The organism is Pseudomonas syringae KCTC 12500 (assembly GCF_000507185.2).
Taxonomy (GTDB): Bacteria; Pseudomonadota; Gammaproteobacteria; order Pseudomonadales; family Pseudomonadaceae; genus Aquipseudomonas; species Aquipseudomonas syringae.
The window spans coordinates 1,625,497-1,646,271 of record NZ_AYTM02000002.1; the positions used below are offsets into that span (position 1 = coordinate 1,625,497).

At 60.5% G+C, this 20,775-nt stretch carries 22 protein-coding genes; 12 read left to right on the forward strand and 10 right to left on the reverse strand.

Annotated features, from left to right (window positions below):
* Window positions 1-48 precede the first annotated feature (48 nt).
* Genes ribBA through nrdR form a run of 4 tightly spaced genes read right to left on the reverse strand, consistent with a single transcriptional unit; the run spans window position 49 to window position 3,478 of the window.
* Window positions 49-1,140, reverse strand: a complete 1,092-nt coding sequence (gene ribBA, locus V476_RS07535) for a bifunctional 3,4-dihydroxy-2-butanone-4-phosphate synthase/GTP cyclohydrolase II (RefSeq protein WP_003421165.1) — start codon at window positions 1,138-1,140, stop codon at window positions 49-51.
* Window positions 1,141-1,161: 21 nt separating this feature from the next.
* Window positions 1,162-1,824 (reverse strand): riboflavin synthase, encoded by a 663-nt coding sequence (locus V476_RS07540; protein ID WP_003317049.1) that lies wholly within the window; start codon window positions 1,822-1,824, stop codon window positions 1,162-1,164.
* A gap of 47 nt (window positions 1,825-1,871) precedes the next feature.
* Entirely contained in the window at window positions 1,872-2,972 is a 1,101-nt protein-coding gene (gene ribD / locus V476_RS07545; protein WP_161780167.1) for a bifunctional diaminohydroxyphosphoribosylaminopyrimidine deaminase/5-amino-6-(5-phosphoribosylamino)uracil reductase RibD, read from the reverse strand.
* 41 nt (window positions 2,973-3,013) lie between these two features.
* The gene (gene nrdR / locus V476_RS07550) at window positions 3,014-3,478 is read right to left on the reverse strand and encodes a transcriptional regulator NrdR (protein WP_003317051.1); all 465 of its coding nucleotides are present in this window, start codon (window positions 3,476-3,478) and stop codon (window positions 3,014-3,016) included.
* A gap of 176 nt (window positions 3,479-3,654) precedes the next feature.
* Between nrdR and V476_RS07555 the strand changes: the two genes are divergently transcribed.
* The 3 genes from V476_RS07555 (at window position 3,655) to trxA (ending at window position 5,896) form a co-directional block, all read left to right on the forward strand.
* Complete coding sequence (locus V476_RS07555; RefSeq protein WP_003317052.1) at window positions 3,655-4,104, forward strand: hypothetical protein; 450 nt, start codon at window positions 3,655-3,657, stop codon at window positions 4,102-4,104.
* On the forward strand, window positions 4,101-4,754 hold the full coding sequence (locus tag V476_RS07560) for a class I SAM-dependent methyltransferase (RefSeq protein WP_003391846.1): 654 nt from the start codon (window positions 4,101-4,103) through the stop codon (window positions 4,752-4,754). The genes V476_RS07555 and V476_RS07560 overlap by 4 nt, the downstream gene beginning before the upstream one ends.
* A gap of 269 nt (window positions 4,755-5,023) precedes the next feature.
* Window positions 5,024-5,896 carry a thioredoxin gene (trxA, locus tag V476_RS07565; RefSeq protein ID WP_003349508.1) on the forward strand — a complete coding sequence of 291 codons (873 nt, stop codon included), beginning with the start codon at window positions 5,024-5,026 and terminating at the stop codon, window positions 5,894-5,896.
* A gap of 54 nt (window positions 5,897-5,950) precedes the next feature.
* Here the strand turns inward: trxA and V476_RS07570 are convergent, their stop codons facing one another.
* Together V476_RS07570 and V476_RS07575 are read right to left on the reverse strand one after the other, a co-directional pair.
* Entirely contained in the window at window positions 5,951-6,304 is a 354-nt protein-coding gene (locus tag V476_RS07570; protein ID WP_024960729.1) for a hypothetical protein, read from the reverse strand.
* Between the two features lie 61 nt (window positions 6,305-6,365).
* On the reverse strand, window positions 6,366-6,788 hold the full coding sequence (locus V476_RS07575) for a nuclear transport factor 2 family protein (protein ID WP_003317055.1): 423 nt from the start codon (window positions 6,786-6,788) through the stop codon (window positions 6,366-6,368).
* 301 nt (window positions 6,789-7,089) lie between these two features.
* Here V476_RS07575 and V476_RS07580 point away from each other — a divergent pair, with 301 nt between their 5' ends.
* From V476_RS07580 to V476_RS07600, 5 genes are all read left to right on the forward strand, one after another.
* The gene (locus V476_RS07580) at window positions 7,090-7,677 is read left to right on the forward strand and encodes a DUF2796 domain-containing protein (RefSeq protein WP_003317056.1); all 588 of its coding nucleotides are present in this window, start codon (window positions 7,090-7,092) and stop codon (window positions 7,675-7,677) included.
* Between the two features lie 69 nt (window positions 7,678-7,746).
* A complete protein-coding gene (locus V476_RS07585; protein ID WP_004415925.1) occupies window positions 7,747-8,457 on the forward strand; it encodes an ABC transporter ATP-binding protein in 711 nt (236 codons plus the stop codon).
* Window position 8,458: 1 nt separating this feature from the next.
* Window positions 8,459-9,724: an ABC transporter permease gene (locus V476_RS07590; protein ID WP_003391841.1), complete on the forward strand. Its 1,266-nt coding sequence runs from the start codon at window positions 8,459-8,461 to the stop codon at window positions 9,722-9,724.
* Window positions 9,725-9,732: 8 nt separating this feature from the next.
* Window positions 9,733-10,257, forward strand: a complete 525-nt coding sequence (locus V476_RS07595) for a DUF3299 domain-containing protein (protein WP_004412093.1) — start codon at window positions 9,733-9,735, stop codon at window positions 10,255-10,257.
* 103 nt (window positions 10,258-10,360) lie between these two features.
* Window positions 10,361-11,047 carry an OmpW/AlkL family protein gene (locus V476_RS07600; RefSeq protein ID WP_024960730.1) on the forward strand — a complete coding sequence of 229 codons (687 nt, stop codon included), beginning with the start codon at window positions 10,361-10,363 and terminating at the stop codon, window positions 11,045-11,047.
* Between the two features lie 1,128 nt (window positions 11,048-12,175).
* On the opposite strand, the gene V476_RS07605 is transcribed toward V476_RS07600, so the two are convergent.
* The 3 genes from V476_RS07605 to V476_RS07615 form a co-directional block, all read right to left on the reverse strand.
* On the reverse strand, window positions 12,176-13,105 hold the full coding sequence (locus tag V476_RS07605; RefSeq protein WP_024961301.1) for an NAD-dependent epimerase/dehydratase family protein: 930 nt from the start codon (window positions 13,103-13,105) through the stop codon (window positions 12,176-12,178).
* The gene (locus tag V476_RS07610) at window positions 13,098-13,982 is read right to left on the reverse strand and encodes a sugar nucleotide-binding protein (RefSeq protein WP_074955834.1); all 885 of its coding nucleotides are present in this window, start codon (window positions 13,980-13,982) and stop codon (window positions 13,098-13,100) included. Before V476_RS07610 ends, V476_RS07605 begins: the two co-directional genes overlap by 8 nt.
* A gap of 153 nt (window positions 13,983-14,135) precedes the next feature.
* Window positions 14,136-16,454, reverse strand: coding sequence for a mechanosensitive ion channel family protein (locus V476_RS07615; RefSeq protein WP_024961302.1), 2,319 nt, complete (start codon window positions 16,452-16,454; stop codon window positions 14,136-14,138).
* A 292-nt stretch (window positions 16,455-16,746) separates the two neighbouring features.
* Here V476_RS07615 and V476_RS07620 point away from each other — a divergent pair, with 292 nt between their 5' ends.
* Window positions 16,747-17,565: an alpha/beta fold hydrolase gene (locus V476_RS07620; RefSeq protein WP_024961303.1), complete on the forward strand. Its 819-nt coding sequence runs from the start codon at window positions 16,747-16,749 to the stop codon at window positions 17,563-17,565.
* 48 nt (window positions 17,566-17,613) lie between these two features.
* On the opposite strand, the gene V476_RS07625 is transcribed toward V476_RS07620, so the two are convergent.
* The gene (locus V476_RS07625; protein WP_004412103.1) at window positions 17,614-18,462 is read right to left on the reverse strand and encodes an ureidoglycolate lyase; all 849 of its coding nucleotides are present in this window, start codon (window positions 18,460-18,462) and stop codon (window positions 17,614-17,616) included.
* A 320-nt stretch (window positions 18,463-18,782) separates the two neighbouring features.
* On the opposite strand from V476_RS07625, the gene V476_RS07630 reads away from it, so the two are divergent.
* The 3 genes from V476_RS07630 to V476_RS07640 are packed head-to-tail and all read left to right on the forward strand — an operon-like array spanning window position 18,783 to window position 20,707.
* The gene (locus V476_RS07630; RefSeq protein ID WP_024961304.1) at window positions 18,783-19,598 is read left to right on the forward strand and encodes an energy transducer TonB; all 816 of its coding nucleotides are present in this window, start codon (window positions 18,783-18,785) and stop codon (window positions 19,596-19,598) included.
* A gap of 10 nt (window positions 19,599-19,608) precedes the next feature.
* A complete protein-coding gene (locus tag V476_RS07635) occupies window positions 19,609-20,301 on the forward strand; it encodes a MotA/TolQ/ExbB proton channel family protein (protein WP_003317067.1) in 693 nt (230 codons plus the stop codon).
* A gap of 1 nt (window position 20,302) precedes the next feature.
* Window positions 20,303-20,707, forward strand: a complete 405-nt coding sequence (locus tag V476_RS07640; RefSeq protein ID WP_024961305.1) for an ExbD/TolR family protein — start codon at window positions 20,303-20,305, stop codon at window positions 20,705-20,707.
* The last annotated feature ends 68 nt before the right edge of the window (window positions 20,708-20,775 follow it).

Consider the following 20,775-nt stretch of genomic DNA (forward strand, 5'->3'; position numbering starts at 1 on the left):
CCAAAACCTGCGAAAAACCATCTTTCACACGCCCCGACCTGCCGGTATTTATTCGGAGGGCACGTATTCTACAACTTCCAGATCGAAACCGGATATCGCATTGAACTTCATCGGCGAACTCATCAGGCGCATTTTGCGCACGCCGAGGTCACGAAGGATCTGTGAACCGGCACCGACCGTGCTGTAAGTGGTCGGTGTCTTGATCGGTTGCTGACCGGCAGTTTCGCGAATATGAGCCAGCAAGACATCGCCATCCAGCGGGTGGCCGAGCAGCAGCACCACGCCGCTGCCCGCCTCGTTAACCGCGCGCATGGCGGCGCGCAGGCTCCATCGGCCGGGCTGGTTGACCATCAGCAGGTCACGCAGCGGGTCCATGTTGTGCACGCGAACCAGCGTGGGCTCTTCGGCGCAGATGGTGCCCAGAGTCAGCGCCAGATGCACGTCGCCCTCGACCGAATCGCGGTAGGTCACCAGGTTGAAACTGCCCAGTTCGCTGTCCATCGGCTGCTCGGCAATCCGCTGAACGGTACGTTCGTGGATCATCCTGTAGTGAATCAGGTCGGCGATGGTGCCGATCTTGATGTCATGTTGCTGGGCAAATGCTTCGAGTTCGGCGCGACGGGACATGGTGCCGTCGTCGTTCATGACTTCGCAGATCAGGCCCGTCGCCTCGAAACCGGCCATGCGCGCCAGGTCGCAGGCCGCTTCGGTATGACCGGCGCGTGCCAGGGTGCCACCCGCCTGAGCCATGAGCGGGAAGATATGGCCCGGGCTGACGATGTCTTCGGCCTTGGCGTCCTTGGCAGCGGCAGCCTGCACAGTACGTGCGCGGTCGGCTGCCGAGATACCGGTGGTCACGCCTTCGGCGGCTTCGATGGAAACGGTGAACTTGGTGCCGAAACCTGAACCGTTGCGCGCGGCCATCAGCGGCAGCTTGAGGGTTTCGCAGCGCTCGCGAGTCATCGGCATGCAGATCAGACCACGGGCGAAACGCGCCATGAAGTTGATGTGCTCGGGCTTCACGCATTCGGCGGCCATGATCAGGTCGCCTTCGTTTTCGCGGTCTTCGTCATCCATGAGGATGACCATCTTGCCCTGGCGAATGTCTTCGACCAGTTCTTCGATACTGTTGAGCGCCACGCGGCACCCCCTTCAATCAATTCAGGATTTGAGGTAGCCGTTCTCGGCCAGGAAGCTTTCGGTGATCGTGCCGTGGCCCGGCTCGGCGGCCTTGTCACCCAGCAGCAGGCGCTCCAGATAACGCGCCAGCAGGTCGACCTCCAGGTTGACCTTACGGCCGGGCTGGTAGTCGGCCATGATCGTTTCGCTCCAGGTATGAGGCACGATGGTCAGTTCGAACTCCGCGCCGTTGACCGAGTTGACGGTCAGGCTGGTGCCGTCGACCGTGATCGAGCCTTTGTGGGCAATGTATTTGGCCAGCTCACGTGGCGCACGCACGGTGAACTGAATGGCGCGGGCGTTATCTGCACGGGCGACGATTTCGCCGACGCCGTCGACATGACCGCTGACCAGATGGCCACCCAGACGTGTAGTCGGGGTCAGGGCCTTTTCCAGGTTGACCCGGCTGCCGCTCTTCAGGTCGACAAAGGCGGTGACGGTCAGGGTTTCCCGGCTGACATCAGCCCAGAAGCCATCACCGGGCAATTCGACGGCGGTCAGGCATACGCCATTGACGGCAATGCTGTCGCCGAGTTTGACGTCGGTCAGGTCAAGCTTGCCGGTTTCCACATAAACGCGGACGTCGCCGCCTTTGGGAGTCAGGGCGCGGATGCTGCCAATGGATTCGATAATGCCGGTAAACATGGGTCCTCCGGGAGAACAAGGGCTGCGCGCAAGGCGAAAGCCGGGAATTATACGCCGGGTGTGCGCACAGGGAGAGCGATGACTCGCCAGTCATTACCGACAGCACGCATTTCCACAATGTTCAGCTCAAATGCCTCGCTCATCTGCGCCAGGGGCAGATCGAGCAGCGGACGGGCCGATGAGCCGAGAAACTTGCCGGCAATGAAGAGCTGAAACTCGTCGACCAGCCCGAGCCGGGCAAAAGCCCCCGCCAGTCGCGGACCGGCCTCGACCAGTACTTCATTGACGCCCCGCGCGGCGAGCTCGCCCATCAACCGGCGCAGGTCCACATGACCGGCGCTGTCGGCCAAGGCGAGCATTTCGTGGCCCTCTTCCTGATAACGACCTCGCGCCGACGCAGCGGCGCAGGTCACGACCAGTGCACTGCCTGCCTGGAAAAACGGTGCATCGAGCGGCACGCGTAAACGGCCGTCGATCAACACGCGCAACGGTGCACGTGCAGCGGCCAGCGCGGTCAGTTCGGCATCGAGCCCCAATTCATCAGGGCGAACGGTGAGACGAGCCTTGTCGGCCAGCACCGTATCGGCGCCGCTGAGTACCACACTCGACTGCGCCCGCAGGCGTTGCACGGCAGAACGTGCCTCAGGGCCGGTGATCCACTGGCTTTCACCGCTGGCCATCGCTGTGCGGCCATCCAGGCTCATGGCCATTTTGACCCGCACGTAAGGCAGGCCGGTCTCCATGCGCTTAAGAAAACCTTTGTTCAGCGCTCGCGCTTCGCTTTCCAGCACGCCACATTGAACGCCGATGCCGGCATTCATGAGGCGCAACAGGCCACGGCCAGAGACTTCGGGGTTAGGGTCCTGCATCGCCGCGACAACCCGCGTCAGCCCGGCTTCGATCAGTGCATCGGCACAGGGCGGTGTGCGCCCTTGGTGACTGCACGGTTCGAGGGTGACGTAGGCGGTCGCACCTCTGGCCAGCTCGCCAGCCTGGCGCAACGCATGCACTTCGGCATGCGGCTCACCGGCGCGCGCATGCCAGCCTTCGCCAACGATCCGGCCTTCACGCACGATCACGCAGCCGACTCGCGGGTTGGGATGTGTGGAGTAGAGCCCCTTGCGCGCCAGCTCGAGTGCTCGCGCCATGTAATGAACGTCGAGAGCCGCCTGTTCAGTCAGCAATGCATTTATTCCTTGCCCGGCTCGCGGGCCAGACGGTCGATTTCTTCACGGAATTCGTTGAGGTCCTGAAAGCGGCGGTACACGGAAGCGAAGCGGATGTAGGCCACTTCGTCGAGCTTCTGCAGTTCGGTCATGACCAGCTCACCCACTACCAGCGATTTGACTTCGCGTTCGCCGGTCGCGCGCAGCTTGTGTTTGATGTGAACCAGGGCCGCTTCCAGGCGTTCGACACTCACCGGACGCTTTTCAAGCGCGCGCTGCATACCGGCGCGCAGTTTTTCTTCATCGAAAGGCTGGCGGCTGCCGTCCTGTTTGATCAGACGCGGCAAGACCAGCTCGGCAGTTTCGAACGTGGTGAAGCGCTCGCCGCAGGCCAGGCACTCGCGTCGGCGGCGTACTTGCTCGCCTTCGGCGACGAGGCGGGAGTCGATGACTTTGGTGTCATTGGCACCGCAGAAGGGACAGTGCATGGTGGCTGGCAACAAAAGAATGAGGAGCGCCATGTTAGCGCATCCTGCTGGCAAGACAAGGCTGAGGGTTTACGGTATAGAGACGCGCATTAAAGCGGTGTGAAATTGTCCGGGCTCGGTAATACTGCACGCTTGGCGTCACCCAGCCTTTCGAATTTTGCCTTGTGGAGCTCTTGATGACGTTACGCCCAGCTTTTCTACTCTGCTTCATCGGCTTGCTGGCCGCGTGCAGCAGCAATGACGCGCCGAAACCCGCTGCGCCGCCACCGGTCGCACCTTCGATCAAGCTGCCTGCCGGGCCGGGGCCACTGCAACCGTACCAACGTGAACTCAGCGGGCAATTGCTGGGCGTGCCGGCTGGCGCCGAGGTCGAGCTGGCAATGCTGGTCATCGACGAGCGCGGACGTCCGCAGAAGCTGCTGACCAACACCCTGCTCAAGGGCAACGGTCAATCATTGCCGTTCCAGTTGCGCTTCAACCCGGAAGCCTTTCCGGTCGGCGGACGTGTCGAGCTGCGCGGTCGCGCCAGTAAATCCGGGCAGTTGATCCTGCACCTGCCGTCGATGCGTATCGATCAGCCGGCAACTCAGGCTCTGGGGCAGTTGCAGTTCGTCAAGGCGCCATGATCGCTCCGCAACATCTGCAACGCACGCTGAGCGAACTGCTTGGCGACGCCCGGCTGACCATCACTGCGCTGCCGGGCACAGAGTTGAAGCTGTGGCTGATCGACGATGCCAACATGGACCGCGCCTTCAGCCCGGATGAAACGCGGCGCATTCTGGAAGATCCACCGTACTGGTGCTTTTGCTGGGCCAGCGGCCTGGCTCTGGCACGTTTTCTGGCTGAAAACCCGCACTGGGTGGCTGGCAAACGGGTACTGGATTTCGGTGCGGGCTCGGGTGTAGCAGGCATTGCCGCGCTCAGGGCCGGGGCGCTTGAGGTTGTGGCCTGTGATCTCGACCCACTGGCGCTCGCTGCCTGCCGGGCCAATGCCGAACTCAATCAGGTGCCGTTGCGCTACTCGACGGATTTCTTTGCCGAGGCGGACCGCTTCGATCTGATTCTGGTCGCCGACGTGCTCTACGACCGCGCCAACCTGCCGTTGCTGGACCAGTTCCTCTCCCGAGGCCGCGAGGCACTGGTGGCCGATTCCCGCGTGCGCGACTTCAAGCACGCTGCCTACCAGCGTCTGACGATGCTCCATGCGCACACCCTGCCGGACCTGGCCGAGCCGCACGAATTTCGCGACGTGAGCCTCTATCACGCGGCGCGGTGAGCGCTAAATAACAGTCCGGGATTGCTCAGCTAAATGGCTTTTGTAGGAGCGAACTTGTTCGCGAAGACGGTCGTTCAAACGATAAATTTCAAGAGAGCTTTCCACCCCTTTCGCGAACAAGCGAAGCGTCGCCCGGTTCGCTCCCACGGCCTTCGGCCAGCATCAATAGCAATGAGTGTGGGCACGATCATGTCCAATAGACGACACCGCTTTCAGCATTGCCCTGCGGGCTTTATAGTTGGCAGCATTCAGATTCTTCGAGACGTGCAATGAGCCAGGAAACTGCTTACATCTTCGACGCAACCGCCGCGAACTTCGATCAACTGGTGATCGACAAGTCCTTCGACCAGCCGGTGCTGGTGGATTTCTGGGCCGAGTGGTGTGCGCCCTGCAAGGTCTTGATGCCCCTGCTGCAGCAAATCACCGAGAGTTATCAGGGTGAGCTGCTGCTGGCCAAGGTCAATTGCGACATCGAGCAGGACATCGTAGCGCGCTTCGGCATTCGCAGCCTGCCGACCGTGGTGCTGTTCAAGGACGGCCAGCCGGTAGATGGCTTTGCCGGTGCCCAGCCCGAGTCGGAAATCCGCAAGATTCTCGACCAGCACGTGGTCATGCCGCCACCGCCAGCCGCCGACCCGCTCAAGCAGGCACAGGCGCTGTTTGCGGAAAGTCGTTTCGCCGAAGCCGAAGCACAGCTCAAGGTGCTGTTGGGCGAGGACAACACCAATGGCGCGGCGCTGATTCTGTATGCGCGCTGCCTGGCTGAACGTGGCGAATTGAGCGAGGCCAAGGCCGTGCTGGATGCGGTCACCGGTGATGCACACAAGGCCGAACTGGCCGGTGCCAAGGCCCAGCTGACGTTCCTCGCGCAAGCCGCGACCCTGCCGGACGCTGCCGAACTGAAAAGCCGTCTTGCACAAAATCCTCAGGACGATGAAGCAGCACTGCAACTGGCGATTCAGCAGTTGTCGCGTCAACAGTACGAAGCTGCGCTCGAGGGCCTGCTCAAGCTGTTCATCCGCAATCGCAATTACGCCGAGGGCCTGCCGCACAAGACCCTGCTGCAAGTATTCGACCTGCTGGGCAACGATCACCCGCTGGTAACAGCGTACCGTCGCAAGCTGTTTGCCGCGCTGTACTAATGTACAAAGCAACAGGCACCGCTCGGGTGCCTGTTGTTGCTGAGCGCGGTCAGGTCACGTCGCTTCGACCCAGCTGTACAGCGGCGCATCTCCGCCGCTCTCGACTTTCACGTTCGCCGAGTGACGCAAGCGCACCAGCAGATGCTTGCCCGCAGCGGTACTGCCCGCCAACCCTTCCAGTTGCCCCAACAGATCCGGTCCACTCATCTGCCCGGCCTTGTGCAGCAATTCCTGAGCGACTTGCCAGAGCCTGTCGTCCTGGTTGAGCGGCTTGTTCTCGGCAGCGGCGGTAGGTGCCTCCGGGGCCGCGCCCTTGAGCTGCGCGCCCAGTTGCGCCCAGTCTCCTTCGTCCAGTTCAAGGGTCAAATCCACCGGCCACTGGCCTACGGTTCCACGAATACGCAACATGATGTGCACCTGCTGACAGTCAGGCGTACATGCTCCCACAGGCTGGCGCGCATTCCCATGATCAACCGTAACGCCACTGGTTGAGGACCGGTTCCTTGCCGTTGATGAAATTGCCAAGCGCCCGCACGTCATAGACGTTTTCCCAGCACTCGATAATTCGGCCATCGCGAAACCGCCACAGGTCGCAAAACGGCATGATGATTTTCCGGCCCTCACAACTGGCGCGCATCTCGCCCAACACCGAGCCGAAGTGATCATTGGCGATGATGTCGTGGACATCCATGTACAGGGTCTGATGGGTACGCCTGATCAGATTGATCTGGTGGGAAAGCACTGCCTCCCTGCCGATGGCTATGGACAAGCCACCGCCAGCGCCTTGATCCGCCTTGTGCAGCACGATGTCAGCGTCGGCGAATTCGGTGATGCGTGTCATATCCTTGTACACAGCACGCAGGACTTCTCTGTTCGAATGGAGCTTGTTCATGAGTATCTTCCCTGATGTCGCACTCGGCCCAGGTCGAGCGCAGGCCCTGACTGGCGATGAAAACCTTCCTGCGCATCCGGCGCAGGTGTAGCGATTTTCATCTTCCAGAGTAGGACTTGATGACGCGAAGTGTGAGACTACTTAGGCATAAGCACCGGACCGGGTATGCTCGACAAGACCGTCAATAGCGCTTTGCTGCAGCCCGGTCAACAGGCGTCTGGATAAAAACACGTCCACGCAGGCCGTCACTTGTTATAAGATCACATAACAGTTTTTCTCGATTATTGTTCTGGAGCCCGCTATGCGCCGTCTGCTACTCGCCCTGCCTTTTGCCCTGTTGCCACTCGTTGCTGCGCACGCGGCTGAAGAACACGACCACGATCATGGCGATGAACATGGCAGTCTGGGTGCGCACGAGCACGGCGTCGGACGTCTGGATGTGGTGCTTGAAGGCAAGACGCTGGAATTCGAATTCGACAGCCCGGCCATGAACATCGTCGGCTTCGAACACGTTGCGACCTCGGATGAAGACAAGGCCAAAGTTGCCAAGGCGCGCGAATTGCTGCTCAAGCCCAACGCGTTGTTCAGCATTGCCGATGCCGCCAATTGCTCGGCCACTTCGGTGAAGCTGGAAAGCCCGCTGTTTGGTGACAAGGATGACGATCACGACGAGCACGCCGATGCTGGCGATGCCGATCATCACGAGCACAGTGAAATCCATGGCCACTACAAGTTCGTCTGTGACGCACCGGCCATTCTGAAGAAGCTCGACCTGTCGCAAATCTTCATAACCTTTCCCGACACCAAGAAGCTTCAGGTACAACTGATTTCGCCAGGCGGCCAGTCAGGCGCAGAAGTGATCGCAGCCAACCCGACGCTGAAATTCTGATAGCACCCTGCAGTACAACGACCGGGCCTGGCCCGGTCTTTTAATTTCCAACCGAGCGTGAGTCAGCCTATGACCCAAGCACTGATCGAACTGTCGGACCTGCGCTTCAACTGGCCCGGCCATCCGCAACTGCTGGACATCCCCGAGTTCCGCCTGCAAAGCGGCGAAACCCTGTTCCTCAAAGGCCCGAGTGGCAGCGGTAAAACCACGCTGCTGGGCCTGCTGGGCGGTGTACAAAAACCGGTCAGCGGCAGCATTCGCCTGTTGAACCAGGAACTGTCGGCCCTCTCTTCGGCCGCTCGTGATCGCTTTCGCGTCGATCACACTGGCTACATCTTCCAGCAGTTCAACCTGCTGCCGTTTTTGTCGGTGCGAGAAAACATCGAACTGCCCTGTCACTTTTCAAAGGTCCGCGCCGAGCGTGCCAGGCAACGCCACGGCAGCGTCGAGAAAGCCACCACTACCCTGCTCGCCCACCTGGGTTTGAAAGACCCGGCGATGCTGACACGCCGCGCCGACTCGCTGTCCATCGGCCAACAACAGCGAGTCGCTGCCGCCCGGGCGCTGATCGGTCAACCGGAGCTGGTGATTGCCGATGAGCCTACGTCTGCGCTGGACGCGGATTCGCGCGAGGCGTTCATTCGCCTGTTGTTCGCCGAGTGCCGCGAGGCCGGGGCCAGCCTGCTGTTTGTCAGTCATGACCAGAGCCTGGCACCGCTGTTTGATCGCAATCTGTCGCTGAGCGACCTGAATCGCGCCGCCGTCGCCGTGGAGATTTGAGATGTATCTGTTTCGTCTGGCCATGGCCAGCCTGGCCAATCGCCGTTTCACCGCGTTTCTCACTGCCTTCGCCATTGCGCTGTCGGTTTGCCTGTTGCTGGCCGTCGAGCGGGTCCGCACCGAAGCGCGCTCCAGCTTCGCCAGCACCATCAGCGGCACAGACCTGATCGTCGGTGCGCGCTCCGGCTCGATCAACCTGTTGCTGTACTCGGTGTTCCGCATCGGCAATGCCACCAACAACATTCGCTGGGACAGCTTCGAGCACTTCGCCAACAGCAAGCAGGTCAAGTGGGCGATCCCGGTTTCGCTGGGCGACTCCCATCGTGGCTACCGGGTGATGGGCACCAATGAAGCGTATTTCGAGCATTATCAGTTCGGTCGCCAACAGCACCTGGAAATAGCCGAAGGACGCGAGTTCAAGACCGATCCCTTTGAAGTGGTGCTGGGTTCGGAGGTCGCCAAGGCGTTGCATTACAAGCTGGGCGACAAGCTGGTACTGGCGCACGGTGTCGCCGCGATCAGCCTGGTCAAGCATGACGACAAGCCATTCACTGTGGTCGGCATCCTCAAGCCGACCGGCACGCCGGTGGACCGCACGCTGCATATCAGCCTGGGCGGCATGGAAGCCATTCATATCGACTGGCACAACGGCGCCCCGGCACGCGGCAACGAGCGCATCTCAGCCGATCAGGCGCGCAATATGGACCTGACGCCGACGGCGATCACTGCCTTCATGCTGGGCTTGAACAGCAAGATTTCCACCTTCAGCCTGCAACGCGAGATCAACGAATACCGTGGCGAGCCCATGCTGGCGATTCTGCCCGGCGTGGCACTGCAGGAGCTGTGGAGCCTGATGGGTACGGCTGAAAAGGCGCTGTTCGTGATTTCGCTGTTCGTGGTGCTGACCGGACTGATCGGCATGCTGACTGCGATTCTCACCAGCCTCAATGAACGGCGCCGGGAAATGGCCATCCTGCGCTCGGTCGGCGCGCGCCCCTGGCATATCGCAAGTCTGCTTATACTCGAAGCCTTCGCCCTGGCGCTGGCGGGTGTCATCAGCGGCCTTGCGCTGCTCTATATCGGCATCTTCGTGGCCCGCGACTACGTGCTCGACAACTACGGTCTGTACCTGTCGTCTATGCCACCTGGCCAATATGAATGGACATTACTCGGTGCCATTCTCGGCTGCGCGCTGTTGATGGGAACCGTGCCAGCCTGGCGAGCCTACAGGCAGTCACTGGCCGATGGACTGTCGATTCGTTTATGAGGACCTTCATGATGCGGCGCATGCTACTCACTCTGCTGTTCTCGGTTACCACTCAAGTGTGGGCCGCCGAGCCGCGTGAGCTGACCTGGAATGACATGATTCCACCCGATGCACCTGTGGTGAAGCCGGTAACGGCTCCGCTGCACGATATGTCCAAGCTGTCCGATGCACTGGCCATGGAGGCAGCGCCTGCGGCCCACCAACTGGCACCGCATGCGCCAGTGGTCAAGGCACTGGACGGCAAACTGGTGCGCTTACCGGGCTACATCGTGCCGCTCGAGGTCAGTGAGGAAGGCCGGGTGACGGAGTTTTTGCTGGTGCCGTATTTCGGCGCCTGCATTCATGTGCCGCCACCACCGGCGAACCAGATCGTGCATGTCACGAGCGAGCTGGGTGTGAAGGTCGATGAGCTGTATCAGCCGTACTGGATCGAAGGACCGATGCAGGCCAAGTCGTCTTCCAGCGAACTGGCAGAAGCGGGTTATCAGATGCAGGCAGACAAGATTCTTGTCTACGAGTTGCCGGATTCATAAGGATCACGAGGTTCCCAGCGATTTCATTGAGCTGAGTCAAAGTCGCCGCTCGACAGCGCTTTAACATTACGCCCATAAATTTTGACTGATCTCTGGAGCCTCCATGCACAAGCATCTGCTACGCGCGTCCCTTGTCGCGCTTACCCTCACCGCCCCGGTCGCGGCACACGCCTACCAGTCCGGCGACTTCATCGTTCGCGCCGGTGTCGCGCACGTCCAGCCCAATGAAGACAGCGGCGAAGTGCGCCTCGACGGTGCCAAGGTTTCCGGCACCAAAGCGACTGTCGACGGCGAAAACCAGCTGGGCCTGACCTTCGCCTACATGCTGACCCAGCACGTCGGCGTCGAGCTGCTGGCCGCCACACCGTTCAACCACACCGTATCGGTCAAAGGCCTCGGGCCTGGCCTGGATGGCAAGCTGGCCGATATCAAACAACTGCCGCCGACGCTGTCGTTGCAGTACTACCCGATGGAACCGTCGTCGAAATTCCAGCCGTACGCTGGCGTGGGCATCAACTACACCACGTTCTTCGATACCGACCTGACCGGCAACCGTAAGAATCAGGGTTTCAGCAACCTCAAGCTCAAGGACTCGGTCGGCCTGGCCGGGCAGTTGGGCATGGATTACATGATCACCGACAACGTACTGCTCAACGCCTCGGTCTGGTACGTCGACATCGACACCAAAGCAACCGTGGACGGCCCGTCAGCCCTGGCCGTCGGCAAGACCAAGGTCGACGTGGACATCGACCCGTGGGTGTACATGGTGGGCGTGGGTTACAAGTTCTGACCTGAACGTCTCAAGCGCCACAAACACAAAGGCACCCTTATTGGGTGCCTTTGTGTTTTGTAGACCTGATGATCTCGTACCAACTCCATGACGAAGTAATGCCGCGCTTTTTGCAGGAGCGGGCTGGTCCGAAGGCAGTTACATTCGATGCACTTTCTGCGCCTGCAATATCGTCTTCGCGAACAAGTTCGCTCCTACAGGTGCTCACAGGCTTTTGCAGGAGCGAACTTGTTCGCGAATAGGCAGTTACACTCGATGTAATTTCTGCGTCTGCAATAGCGGCTTCGCGAACAAGTTCGCTCCTACAGGTGCTCACAGGCTTTTGTAGGAGCGAACTTGTTCGCGAATAAGTAGTTACATTCGATGTAATTTCTGCGTCTGCAATAGCGGCTTCGCGAACAAGTTCGCTCCTACGGGTGCTCACAGGCTTTTGCAGGAGCGAACTTGTTCGCGAATAGGCAGTTACACTCGATGTAATTTCTGCGTCTGCAATATCGGCTTCGCGAACAAGTTCGCTCCTACAGGTGCTCACAGGCTTTTGCAGGAGCGAACTTGTTCGCGAATAGGCAGTTACATTCGATGTAATTTCTGCGTCTGCAATAGCGGCTTCGCGAACAAGTTCGCTCCTACAGGTGCTCACAGGCTTTTGCAGGAGCGAACTTGTTCGCGAATAGGCAGTTACATTCGATGTAATTTCTGCGTCTGCAATAGCGGCTTCGCGAACAAGTTCGCTCCTACAGGTGCTCACAGGCTTTTGTAGGAGCGAACTTGTTCGCGAATAGGCAGTTACATTCGATGTACTTTCTGCGCCTGCAATAGCGTCTTCGCGAACAAGTTCGCTCCTACAGGTGCTCACAGGCTTTTGTAGGAGCGAACTTGTTCGCGAATAGGTAGTTACACTCGATGTACTTTCTGCGCCTGCAATAGCGTCTTCGCGAACAAGTTCGCTTCTACAGGTGCTCACAGGCTTTTGTAGGAGCGAACTTGTTCGCGAATAGGTAGTTACATTCGATGTAATTTCTGCGTCTGCAATAGCGCCTTCGCGAACAAGTTCGCTCCTACAGGTGCTCACAGGCTTTTGTAGGAGCGAACTTGTTCGCGAATAGGCAGTTACATTCGATGTAGGGCTCACTGCCCCATCAACAACTCAAGCCCGCGCACCAGTGGCGTTGGCTCGTCGAGGGTGAAGTGTTCCAACAGGCGCTGGTTGCTGGCGCGGGAGTGTTTGATGTCACCCGAGCGTGGTGCCTGATAAGTGACTTCCGGCTGCTTGCCGACAACCTGCGCAAGCGCAGCCAGCAGTTCGTTGAGCGACGTGGTCTTGTTCAGGCCGACGTTTATCGCGCCTTCGATGGCGCCTTCCCGTGACAAGGCCTGCAGCAGCAGCTTGAGCAGATCCCCGACATAGTAGAAATCCCGCGTCTGCTCGCCATCGCCAAACACGCTGATCGGCAGGCCTTTTCGGATGCGCTCGGCAAAGATGCTGATCACACCGGAGTACGGCGACGATGGGTCCTGGCGTGGCCCGAAAATGTTGAAGAAGCGAAAGATCACCGGTTCCAGGCCATGCTGGCGACGGTAGAAATCCAGGTAATACTCGCTGGCCAGCTTGTCCGAGGCGTAAGGGGTCAGCGGTGCCTTGGTGGTGTCCTCGGTGAGCGCTTCGCCCTCACCGTTGTTGCCGTACACCGCCGCGCTGGAAGCGAAGATCACCCGTTTGATGCCCGCTTCGCGCATGGCCTCGCAGATATTCAACGTGCCGATGAAGTTGCTCTGGTGAGTACGCACCGGGTCATCGACCGACGCTTGCACCGAGGCCACTGCCGCCAGGTGCACGACGGCCTTGCAGCCCTGCGCCACGCGCTTGACCAGGTCGGCATCGGCCACGTCCCCTTCGATCAGTTCGACCCGCGGGTTATCGAGCGGCAAGTTGCTGCGCTTGCCTGCCGAGAGGTTGTCGAGGATACGCACGGCCTGCCCGCTGGCAAGCAATGCGTCGGTCAGGTGCGAGCCAATGAAACCCGCACCTCCAGTGATCAGAACAGGAGCGTCAGACATGTCGATAATACCGATCCAGCAGGCTTGGCAGGCCGGCCCGCCAGGCGCGGGGCTTGATGCCGAAAGTGTGGAGAATTTTCTTGCAGGCCAGTACCGCGTGCTGCGGTTCTTCGGCTGCATCGGGACGCGCGGCATGAGCCTGCGCAGTGGGCGATTCGATGGCCAGCGCGTGCAGCAGACGCGCTTCGGTGAGCACTGCCTGCCCCAGCGCCAGTGGCGTGGTCGCCTCGTGTCCGGCGTAGTGGTAGGTGCCCCACAGCGGCGCTTCGCAGTCGAGTTGCTTGATGACCGAAATGATCACCCGTGCCGCATCATCGACCGGCGTCGGGTTGCCGCGGCGATCGTCGGCGAGCAGCAGCTCTCCGGGTTCCTTCGCACGCGAGAGAAAGCGGCCCAGCACGCCATCGGTGCTGTCATCCAGCAGCCAGCCGAAACGCACCAGCACATGTTGCGGGCAGGTCGCCCGAACGCTCTGTTCGATACGCCACAGGGCCTGACCGCGCAGGCCCAGGGGTACAGGATCGTCTTTTTCGCTGTAGGCCGTCGCGCGGGAACCATCGAATACACGATAGCTGGACGGCTGAACCAGCGTGATGTTGTGGTGCTGACACAGTTCGGCAAGACGCTCGACAGAGCGCTCCTGATGGGTCAGGCGCGCTTCACTCACGGTCTCCGCCTGAAACCAGTCGAAGTAGTAAGCAAGGTTGATCAGGGCATCGGGACGGGTGTCATCAAGCAGTTGCGTGAGGCTCGCCACATCCCAGCCGTCTTGCGGTGGACGTGGTGCGAGGAAGCCAATGTCTTCCTCTGCACCCAGACGAATCAGCGCCTGCCCGAGGGCATTCCCGCCGCCCAACAGCATAAGGCGCATTCGCATAGAGTCAGCAGGCTCGGTATCAGATAATCAAACGAACAATTGAAAAACGCCTGCAAACATAACACGTTGCCTGCCAACCCCCAACAGTTGCGCAGCCTGGCGGGCTAATGACGCCGCGACAAAGCGTTGCAGCGTCCCTGTGCGTCGGTTGAGTTACTGAGCTGCCGGGCCGGGCGTGCTGTTGCCCTTGGACAGACTGAGCGGCGCCGGCGCGGGCGCAGAAGGTGTCGCCATGGCAGGGTCCGAGGGCGCGGGCGGCCCTTCGGCTTCGACGCCAGCCTGCGGGTTATTGAAGCCCGGCCCCATGACCATCTGTGGATAAGTCTGCGCAAAACGCACGTTCGGGTTCTTGTCCACAAGGCGCTTGAGACGCTCGTTGAACGCGCGCCCCACCGCGTACTGACCGCCCGAAGAGGTACGAAATTGCGCGGTCAGCACCACGCCGTTGAGGTCCATGCGGTCGACGCCGAAGACCTCCAGCGGCCCCTGCAGGTTGTGCTTGAGCAGGATGTCTTCGCTGATCGACTGGCCTGTCTCGCGGATCAACGCCAGCGCGTCATCGATGTCCGAATCATAAGTGAACTGCACCGAGAAGAACGCGTACGCGAATTGCCGCGACTGGTTGGTGACCGCCTTGATCTGCCCGAACGGCACCGAGTGGACGAACCCCTTGCCGTCACGCAGGCGCACGGTACGAATGGTCAGGCTTTCCACCGAGCCGGAATGCCCGGTACTGAGCACCACCCAGTCGCCCACCGAAAAGGTGTCCTCGATGATGATGAACAGGCCGGTGATCACGTCCTGCACCAGTTGCTGCGAACCGAAACCGATGGCCAGACCGACCACACCGGCACCCGCCAGCAGTGGTGCCACGTTGATGCCCAGGTTGGCCATGGTGGTGATCGCGCAAATCACCACCAGAATGATTTTCACCGCGTTACGCAGCAGCGGCAGAATGGTTTTGATCCGCGTGCTCGGCTGGCGTCCGCTGCGATGATTGACCGGCGGTTTCAGGGCTTCCTGAATGGCAGTGTCAAGCACTACCCACAACAGCCAGGTGACGACGAAGATCAGACCGATGCTGCTCAGCGAATCACTGATCACTCGGCCCAGGGTATTGCGTTGGGCAAACTCGAACATCGAGAAGCCCCAGATCCGCCCCAGTATCTCGATGAACCCGATGGCCAGCGCGATACGCAACACCGCGTACACAAGGCTCAACAGACGCGCCTTGTACACATGCCCGCCGCGGCCCAGGGTCTCGGTCGGTTTGAACAGGTGCTGGAACACGGTGCTGAGGAACACCGTGGCAATCAGCAGAATGGTGGTGAACAACGCACACCGCAGCGCTTGCTGACTGTCCTCGCCAGCGCCAATCAGGTTGATCGCCGAGACCAGAATCATCAACAGGATCGGCAGGTGCCACAGTTTGGAGAATATCTTCAACGATTGTTGCAGCGCGGGCCGCTGCAGACGACTGCTCAAGGAGCGGTTACGAATCAGGTGGGCCACCGGGCGACGCACCTTGATGATCAGCATGCAGAACACCACCGAGGCGAACAGCCCGGTAAACACCGCAACACTGGTGGTGACGTTACTGCCGAGTTGACGGGCGATCTGCGGACTGGTCAACGCATCGCTCAGCGCCGCCAGGAAGCCGACCACGAACAGGGGCCTCGGCGCGTAGCGGCGGATCATGCGCACGCCGGCACGCTTGTGCCCGAAGTTGAACATCACGATCACGCAGAGCAGTACCGAGGTCGAAACGATGCCGCTGCTGGTTGCATACGCGAAACACAGCGCCAGCGCACGGCCTACCGAAGACGGCATGAAGTGGCTGACGTAAAGGGTCAACGGCAGGCAGACGATGGCTGGCAGGGTAAACGGCAATACGTATTTGAGCAGCGCCTGACTGCGGGCACGCACCCGCATGAACGGTGTGCGGCACAAGCGTACGGCCAGAAAACGACCCAGCGTGGTCAGAACCGCAAACGATGCGATCCAGACAAAAGACAGGGCGAGGAAGTCCCCGGCGACACTCCATGGGGAGCGTGTGGTGCGTTTGTTGACCAGCGTTTCCAGCTCGTCGGCGGCGCGATCGGCGCGCAGTTGCCAGGCTTCGAACAGGTTGTCATCCAGATTGAGCTTTTCCTGGACGTCATCGATGCTGGTACTGATGGCACCGAGCAACCCACCCTGCACCAGCAACTCAGGAGTCTCGGCCGCAGGCTCTGCGCCATCGGCGGGTTTCGCATCGGCCTTGTCCTTGTCCGCCGCCTTGTCATCCGCTTTCGCGGCGGGTTTGTCAGCGGCCTTGGGGTCGGCTTTGGGGTCAACCTTTTCAGCAGCCTTGTCGTCTGCCGGCACCGCGGCGCCCATCGGTAATGCAGGTACATCGGCCGCCTGGAGATTGAAACTGCCTGCGAATAACAGCAGACCCGAAAGGATCAAGATTTTCAGCTGAGACGCCACGCAGTTCTCTCCTTCAATGGGCAAGTCAAACCATGGACAGGGCAAGGCAAGCCCCGACCCCAATGAACTGATTCCCGTATGCGCGGCAAGTTCGGTTTTGGCATGCAAATACGATGAGGCAATGTTTCAGAAAAAACGCGTCAGGGCAGTACGCTCAGTCTTCTCGACTGAACTATGCAAAACCCCCAGTGCCGGAATTATCGGGAGCTGCCGAAGGCGTTCGCCCGCCTGCGCAGCACGGCGTTCGCCCGATCAACCTGACATCGAGAACCTGACATCAAGAGGAATCTGCATGAGCACGTTCAACACCAAAGATGGCACCGAGATCTATTACAAGGATTGGGGCACGGGCAAACCGGTCCTGTTGAGCCACGGCTGGCCGCTGGATGCGGACATGTGGGAATACCAGATGGAATACCTGAGCAGCCGGGGCTATCGCACCATCGCCTTCGACCGCCGCGGTTTCGGTCGTTCCGGCCAGCCGTGGACCGGCTATGACTATGACACCTTCGCTGACGACATCGCCGAACTGATCGAACACCTCGATCTGCGCGACGTGACACTGGTGGGCTTCTCCATGGGCGGTGGCGACGTTACGCGCTACATCGCCAACTATGGCAGCGAGCGAGTGGCCAAACTGGCGTTGCTGGGCTCGGTTACGCCGTTCTTCCTCAAGACCGCTGACAACCCGGAAGGCGTCGACCAGTCCGTATTCGATGGCATCACGGCAGGCCTGCTCAAGGACCGCGCTCAGTTCATCAGCGACTTCGCCAGCACGTTCTACGGCATCAACCACGGCCAGAAAGTTTCCGAAGGCGTACAGACGCAGACGCTGAACATCGCCCTGCTCGCCTCACTCAAGGGCACGCTGGATTGCGTGACAGCGTTCTCCGCAACCGACTTCCGCCCGGACATGGCAAAAATCGATGTGCCGACCCTGGTGATTCATGGTGACGACGATCAGGTAGTGCCGTTTGAAGCCTCGGGCAAACGGGCTGCCGCGATGATCAAGGGGGCCGAACTGAAGGTTTACCCAGGCGCGCCGCACGGGTTTGCAGTGACCCATGCAGAGACGCTCAACAAAGACCTGCTGGCGTTTTTGCAGGGCTGATGGCTTGTGTGACAGGGAGCCGATTGCCGGCCCCCTGCTGGCAGCGGGTCAGTCGGCCGGAACGGTCAACTGATTCTGCTCGCCCAGCCCTGCGATCCCCAGGCGTATGCGTTGCCCTGCACGCAGGAAAACAGGTTGCGGCTTCACGCCCTGCCCCACACCCGGTGGCGTCCCTGTCGAGATGACATCGCCTGGTTGCAGGCTCATGCAACGGCTCAGGTAGGCGATCAGTTGCGGCACGCTGAAAATCATCGTGCGCGTATTGCCATTCTGATAGCGGTGGCCGTCCACTTCCAGCCACAGGTCGAGCGAGTGAGGATCGGCAACTTCGTCGCGGGTCACCAGCCATGGACCTAACGGGCCGAAGGTATCGAAGCCTTTACCCTTGTCCCAGGTCCCGCCGCGCTCTAGCTGCCATTCGCGCTCGGACACATCGTTGATCACGCAATACCCGGCGACATGCTCCATGGCATCGGCTTCATCGATATAACGTCCGCCCTTGCCGATGATCACGCCCAACTCGACCTCCCAGTCAGTCTTGAGCGACCCACGGGGGATCTGGACATCATCGTTGGGGCCGCAAATAGCACTGGTCCACTTGTTGAAGATGATCGGTTCCTTCGGTACTTCCATCTGCGACTCCGCGGCGTGGTCAGCGTAGTTCAAGCCTATGCAGATGAACTTGCCGACCTGCCCGACACACGCCCCGATGCGTGGTTGGCCCGGAACCAGAGGCAGGCTCTCGGGATCCAGCGCAGCCAGGCTTGCAAGCCCTGCAGGGCTCAACACATCGCCAGCGATATCCTTGACGTGTGCAGACAGGTCACGGATCTGGTTGGCAGCATCAAGCAAGCCTGGCTTTTCCAGACCCTTCTCACCGTAACGTAGCAATTTCATCGAGTTCTCCCGTTTCTGTCCAAGGTGTGAACCGCGGATCAAGAGGGTGACGCCCTGTTGCCCAGCCTGCGCGGCGATACGTTTTCGTGTAATGACGAACGTGGCACGTATGGACAGATAGCATTGCAGCCGATGCCTCGCCTAATGAAATTTACGAACAGTTGCGCGGCAAGCCGGGTTCACTTTTAACACAGAAAATCACGATCACGCGGCGGCGGTCATAATTAATACACACAACGAGTATTAATATCAGCTCCAGTTGAAACGAGCCTTTCGCCAACGCGCCAAGGTTCGTATTCTTTCACGGGTGAGCTGAACTCATGTCAACGCTGATACTGTCCCGCCGATTACCGCCGCGTCAGCTACGCCACTGGCCACATCAGCCTGTGGGTAACTGCAACGTTGCCCCATCGTCGCTTGTGGTCCAGCAGAACGGCGACAACGCACCACGCACATGGCCGCACGCCGCATTGGCGATTGCACTGGCGATCGGGTTGCATGCCGCGCTGGCCGCGTGGCTGATGGCCGATCACCCGCAAGCGCCCGAGCCGACCCCGCCGATGCCGATCACCGTGCAGTGGATGCCGCCGCCCGTGGCGCCGCCGGTTGCACAACCGACGCCGCCCGAGCCAACGCCTCAGCCAGCACCGGAGCCGCCTGCGCCAGCTCCCAAGCCCGCGCCACTCGAGCCCAAACCTGCCGAGTTGCCCAAGCCCAAGCCCAAGGCCCAGCCCAGAACCGCAACGAGCAAACCTGTCGCCAAACCTGTTGCGCCGGCACCTTCCGTCGCGGCGCCCACACCGGCTGCTGCAGCGCCAGCGCCAAGACCTGCACCAGCGGCACCACAGACCACCACCGCACCGATAGGCCGGGCCGGTTACCTGAACAATCCGCCGCCGGTCTATCCGCCTGCCGCCGCGCGCCGCCATCAGGAAGGCACGACGATGCTGCGCGTGCATGTGCTGCCCAACGGACGTACCGACCAGGTGCAAGTGCTGCAAAGCAGCGGCGTTCCGGCGCTGGATGAAGCCGCGCAGGCCGCCGTCCGGCAATGGACCTTTATTCCCGCCAAACGCGGCGACACCCCGGTAGAAGGCTGGGTCAACGTCCCCATGGCTTTCAAACTCGCACCCTGAGGCTCACGTCATGAACACTGCTTACTCCGTACTCATTACCCAATCCTCAATGGCCCTGCTGGTGATTTTCTCGCTGGTGACCTGGGCGCTGTTGCTCGGAAAGACCTTCCAGCACTGGCGACTGACCCGGCAGAACCGACGCTACGCCACGCAATTCTGGGCCGCCCGTGACCTTAAAAATGCGCTGCACCTGCCGAACAGTGAAGGCAGCCTGGCACGCCTGACCGATGCCGGCGCGCAGGCACTCGCCGCGCCCCACGACTCGCCGGACCTGGGCCACAGCTGGAACCGCCAGGACTTGCTCGAGCGCAGCCTGCGTCAACAGATCCACAAGGAACGTCGTCGCCTGGAGAGCGGCATGATCCTGCTGGCATCGATCGGCAGCACCGCGCCCTTCATCGGCCTGTTCGGGACGGTGTTCGGGATCATTCATGCACTCAGCGCGATCAGCCAGGCCAAGTCGGCGAGCATTGCGGTGGTCGCCGGGCCGATTGGCGAAGCGCTGGTAGCGACCGGCGTTGGCATCGCCGTCGCGGTGCCTGCGGTGCTGGCTTACAACTTTTTCGGGCGGCGTCTGAAGCTGGTGATCGCGGACCTTGAAGAGTTCGCCGTGGATTTCCTCAACCTCTCGCAACGCAACGCCTTCCGGCTGCAACCCGACCACCGCGACAAGACGGCCCCGAGCCTGAAAGGAGTGAGCTGACATGTCCTTCTCCACGTCCAATGATGACGATGCAATCAGCGACATCAACATCACGCCGTTGGTGGATGTGATGCTGGTACTGCTGGTGACCTTCATCGTCACCGCACCGCTGCTCAATAACGCCATACCGCTGGACCTGCCGCAGACCGTCGCCACCACCTCACTGGATCAGTCCGACCCGGTGGTGGTGAGTGTCGACGCCAGCGGCAGCGTATTCATCGACAGCCAGGCTGTAGCGCTGGAGCATCTCCCGGAGGCTCTACAAACCCTGCACAGCAAAGACCCGGACGTCGCCGTCAGCCTGCGCGCCGATCAGGCGACGGGTTACGGCCGCGTAGCGCAAGTACTGGCCGATGTGCAGAAAGCCGGCATCAGTCGCCTGTCGGTGATTACCGAAAGCCCCTGAAACAAAAACCTGTCGTTAACCACATGACCCGCCGCAAGCGCGGCACCCTGACGCCCCAGGAAAACCTT

What these genes read in the sequence shown, in the direction of transcription:
- V476_RS07610 (WP_074955834.1), bottom strand. Translation starts at nt 13,982, where the DNA reads ATGCGAATGCGCCTTATGCTGTTGGGCGGCGGGAATGCCCTCGGGCAG.
- V476_RS07560 (WP_003391846.1), top strand. Translation starts at nt 4,101, where the DNA reads ATGATCGCTCCGCAACATCTGCAACGCACGCTGAGCGAACTGCTTGGC.
- V476_RS07625 (WP_004412103.1), bottom strand. Translation starts at nt 18,462, where the DNA reads ATGAAATTGCTACGTTACGGTGAGAAGGGTCTGGAAAAGCCAGGCTTG.
- V476_RS07540 (WP_003317049.1), bottom strand. Translation starts at nt 1,824, where the DNA reads ATGTTTACCGGCATTATCGAATCCATTGGCAGCATCCGCGCCCTGACT.
- ribD (WP_161780167.1), bottom strand. Translation starts at nt 2,972, where the DNA reads ATGGCGCGAGCACTCGAGCTGGCGCGCAAGGGGCTCTACTCCACACAT.
- V476_RS07600 (WP_024960730.1), top strand. Translation starts at nt 10,361, where the DNA reads ATGCACAAGCATCTGCTACGCGCGTCCCTTGTCGCGCTTACCCTCACC.
- V476_RS07605 (WP_024961301.1), bottom strand. Translation starts at nt 13,105, where the DNA reads ATGTCTGACGCTCCTGTTCTGATCACTGGAGGTGCGGGTTTCATTGGC.
- V476_RS07635 (WP_003317067.1), top strand. Translation starts at nt 19,609, where the DNA reads ATGAACACTGCTTACTCCGTACTCATTACCCAATCCTCAATGGCCCTG.
- V476_RS07595 (WP_004412093.1), top strand. Translation starts at nt 9,733, where the DNA reads ATGATGCGGCGCATGCTACTCACTCTGCTGTTCTCGGTTACCACTCAA.
- V476_RS07580 (WP_003317056.1), top strand. Translation starts at nt 7,090, where the DNA reads ATGCGCCGTCTGCTACTCGCCCTGCCTTTTGCCCTGTTGCCACTCGTT.
- V476_RS07575 (WP_003317055.1), bottom strand. Translation starts at nt 6,788, where the DNA reads ATGAACAAGCTCCATTCGAACAGAGAAGTCCTGCGTGCTGTGTACAAG.
- nrdR (WP_003317051.1), bottom strand. Translation starts at nt 3,478, where the DNA reads ATGCACTGTCCCTTCTGCGGTGCCAATGACACCAAAGTCATCGACTCC.
- V476_RS07630 (WP_024961304.1), top strand. Translation starts at nt 18,783, where the DNA reads ATGTCAACGCTGATACTGTCCCGCCGATTACCGCCGCGTCAGCTACGC.
- V476_RS07590 (WP_003391841.1), top strand. Translation starts at nt 8,459, where the DNA reads ATGTATCTGTTTCGTCTGGCCATGGCCAGCCTGGCCAATCGCCGTTTC.
- V476_RS07555 (WP_003317052.1), top strand. Translation starts at nt 3,655, where the DNA reads ATGACGTTACGCCCAGCTTTTCTACTCTGCTTCATCGGCTTGCTGGCC.
- V476_RS07640 (WP_024961305.1), top strand. Translation starts at nt 20,303, where the DNA reads ATGTCCTTCTCCACGTCCAATGATGACGATGCAATCAGCGACATCAAC.
- trxA (WP_003349508.1), top strand. Translation starts at nt 5,024, where the DNA reads ATGAGCCAGGAAACTGCTTACATCTTCGACGCAACCGCCGCGAACTTC.
- V476_RS07570 (WP_024960729.1), bottom strand. Translation starts at nt 6,304, where the DNA reads ATGTTGCGTATTCGTGGAACCGTAGGCCAGTGGCCGGTGGATTTGACC.
- V476_RS07620 (WP_024961303.1), top strand. Translation starts at nt 16,747, where the DNA reads ATGAGCACGTTCAACACCAAAGATGGCACCGAGATCTATTACAAGGAT.
- V476_RS07585 (WP_004415925.1), top strand. Translation starts at nt 7,747, where the DNA reads ATGACCCAAGCACTGATCGAACTGTCGGACCTGCGCTTCAACTGGCCC.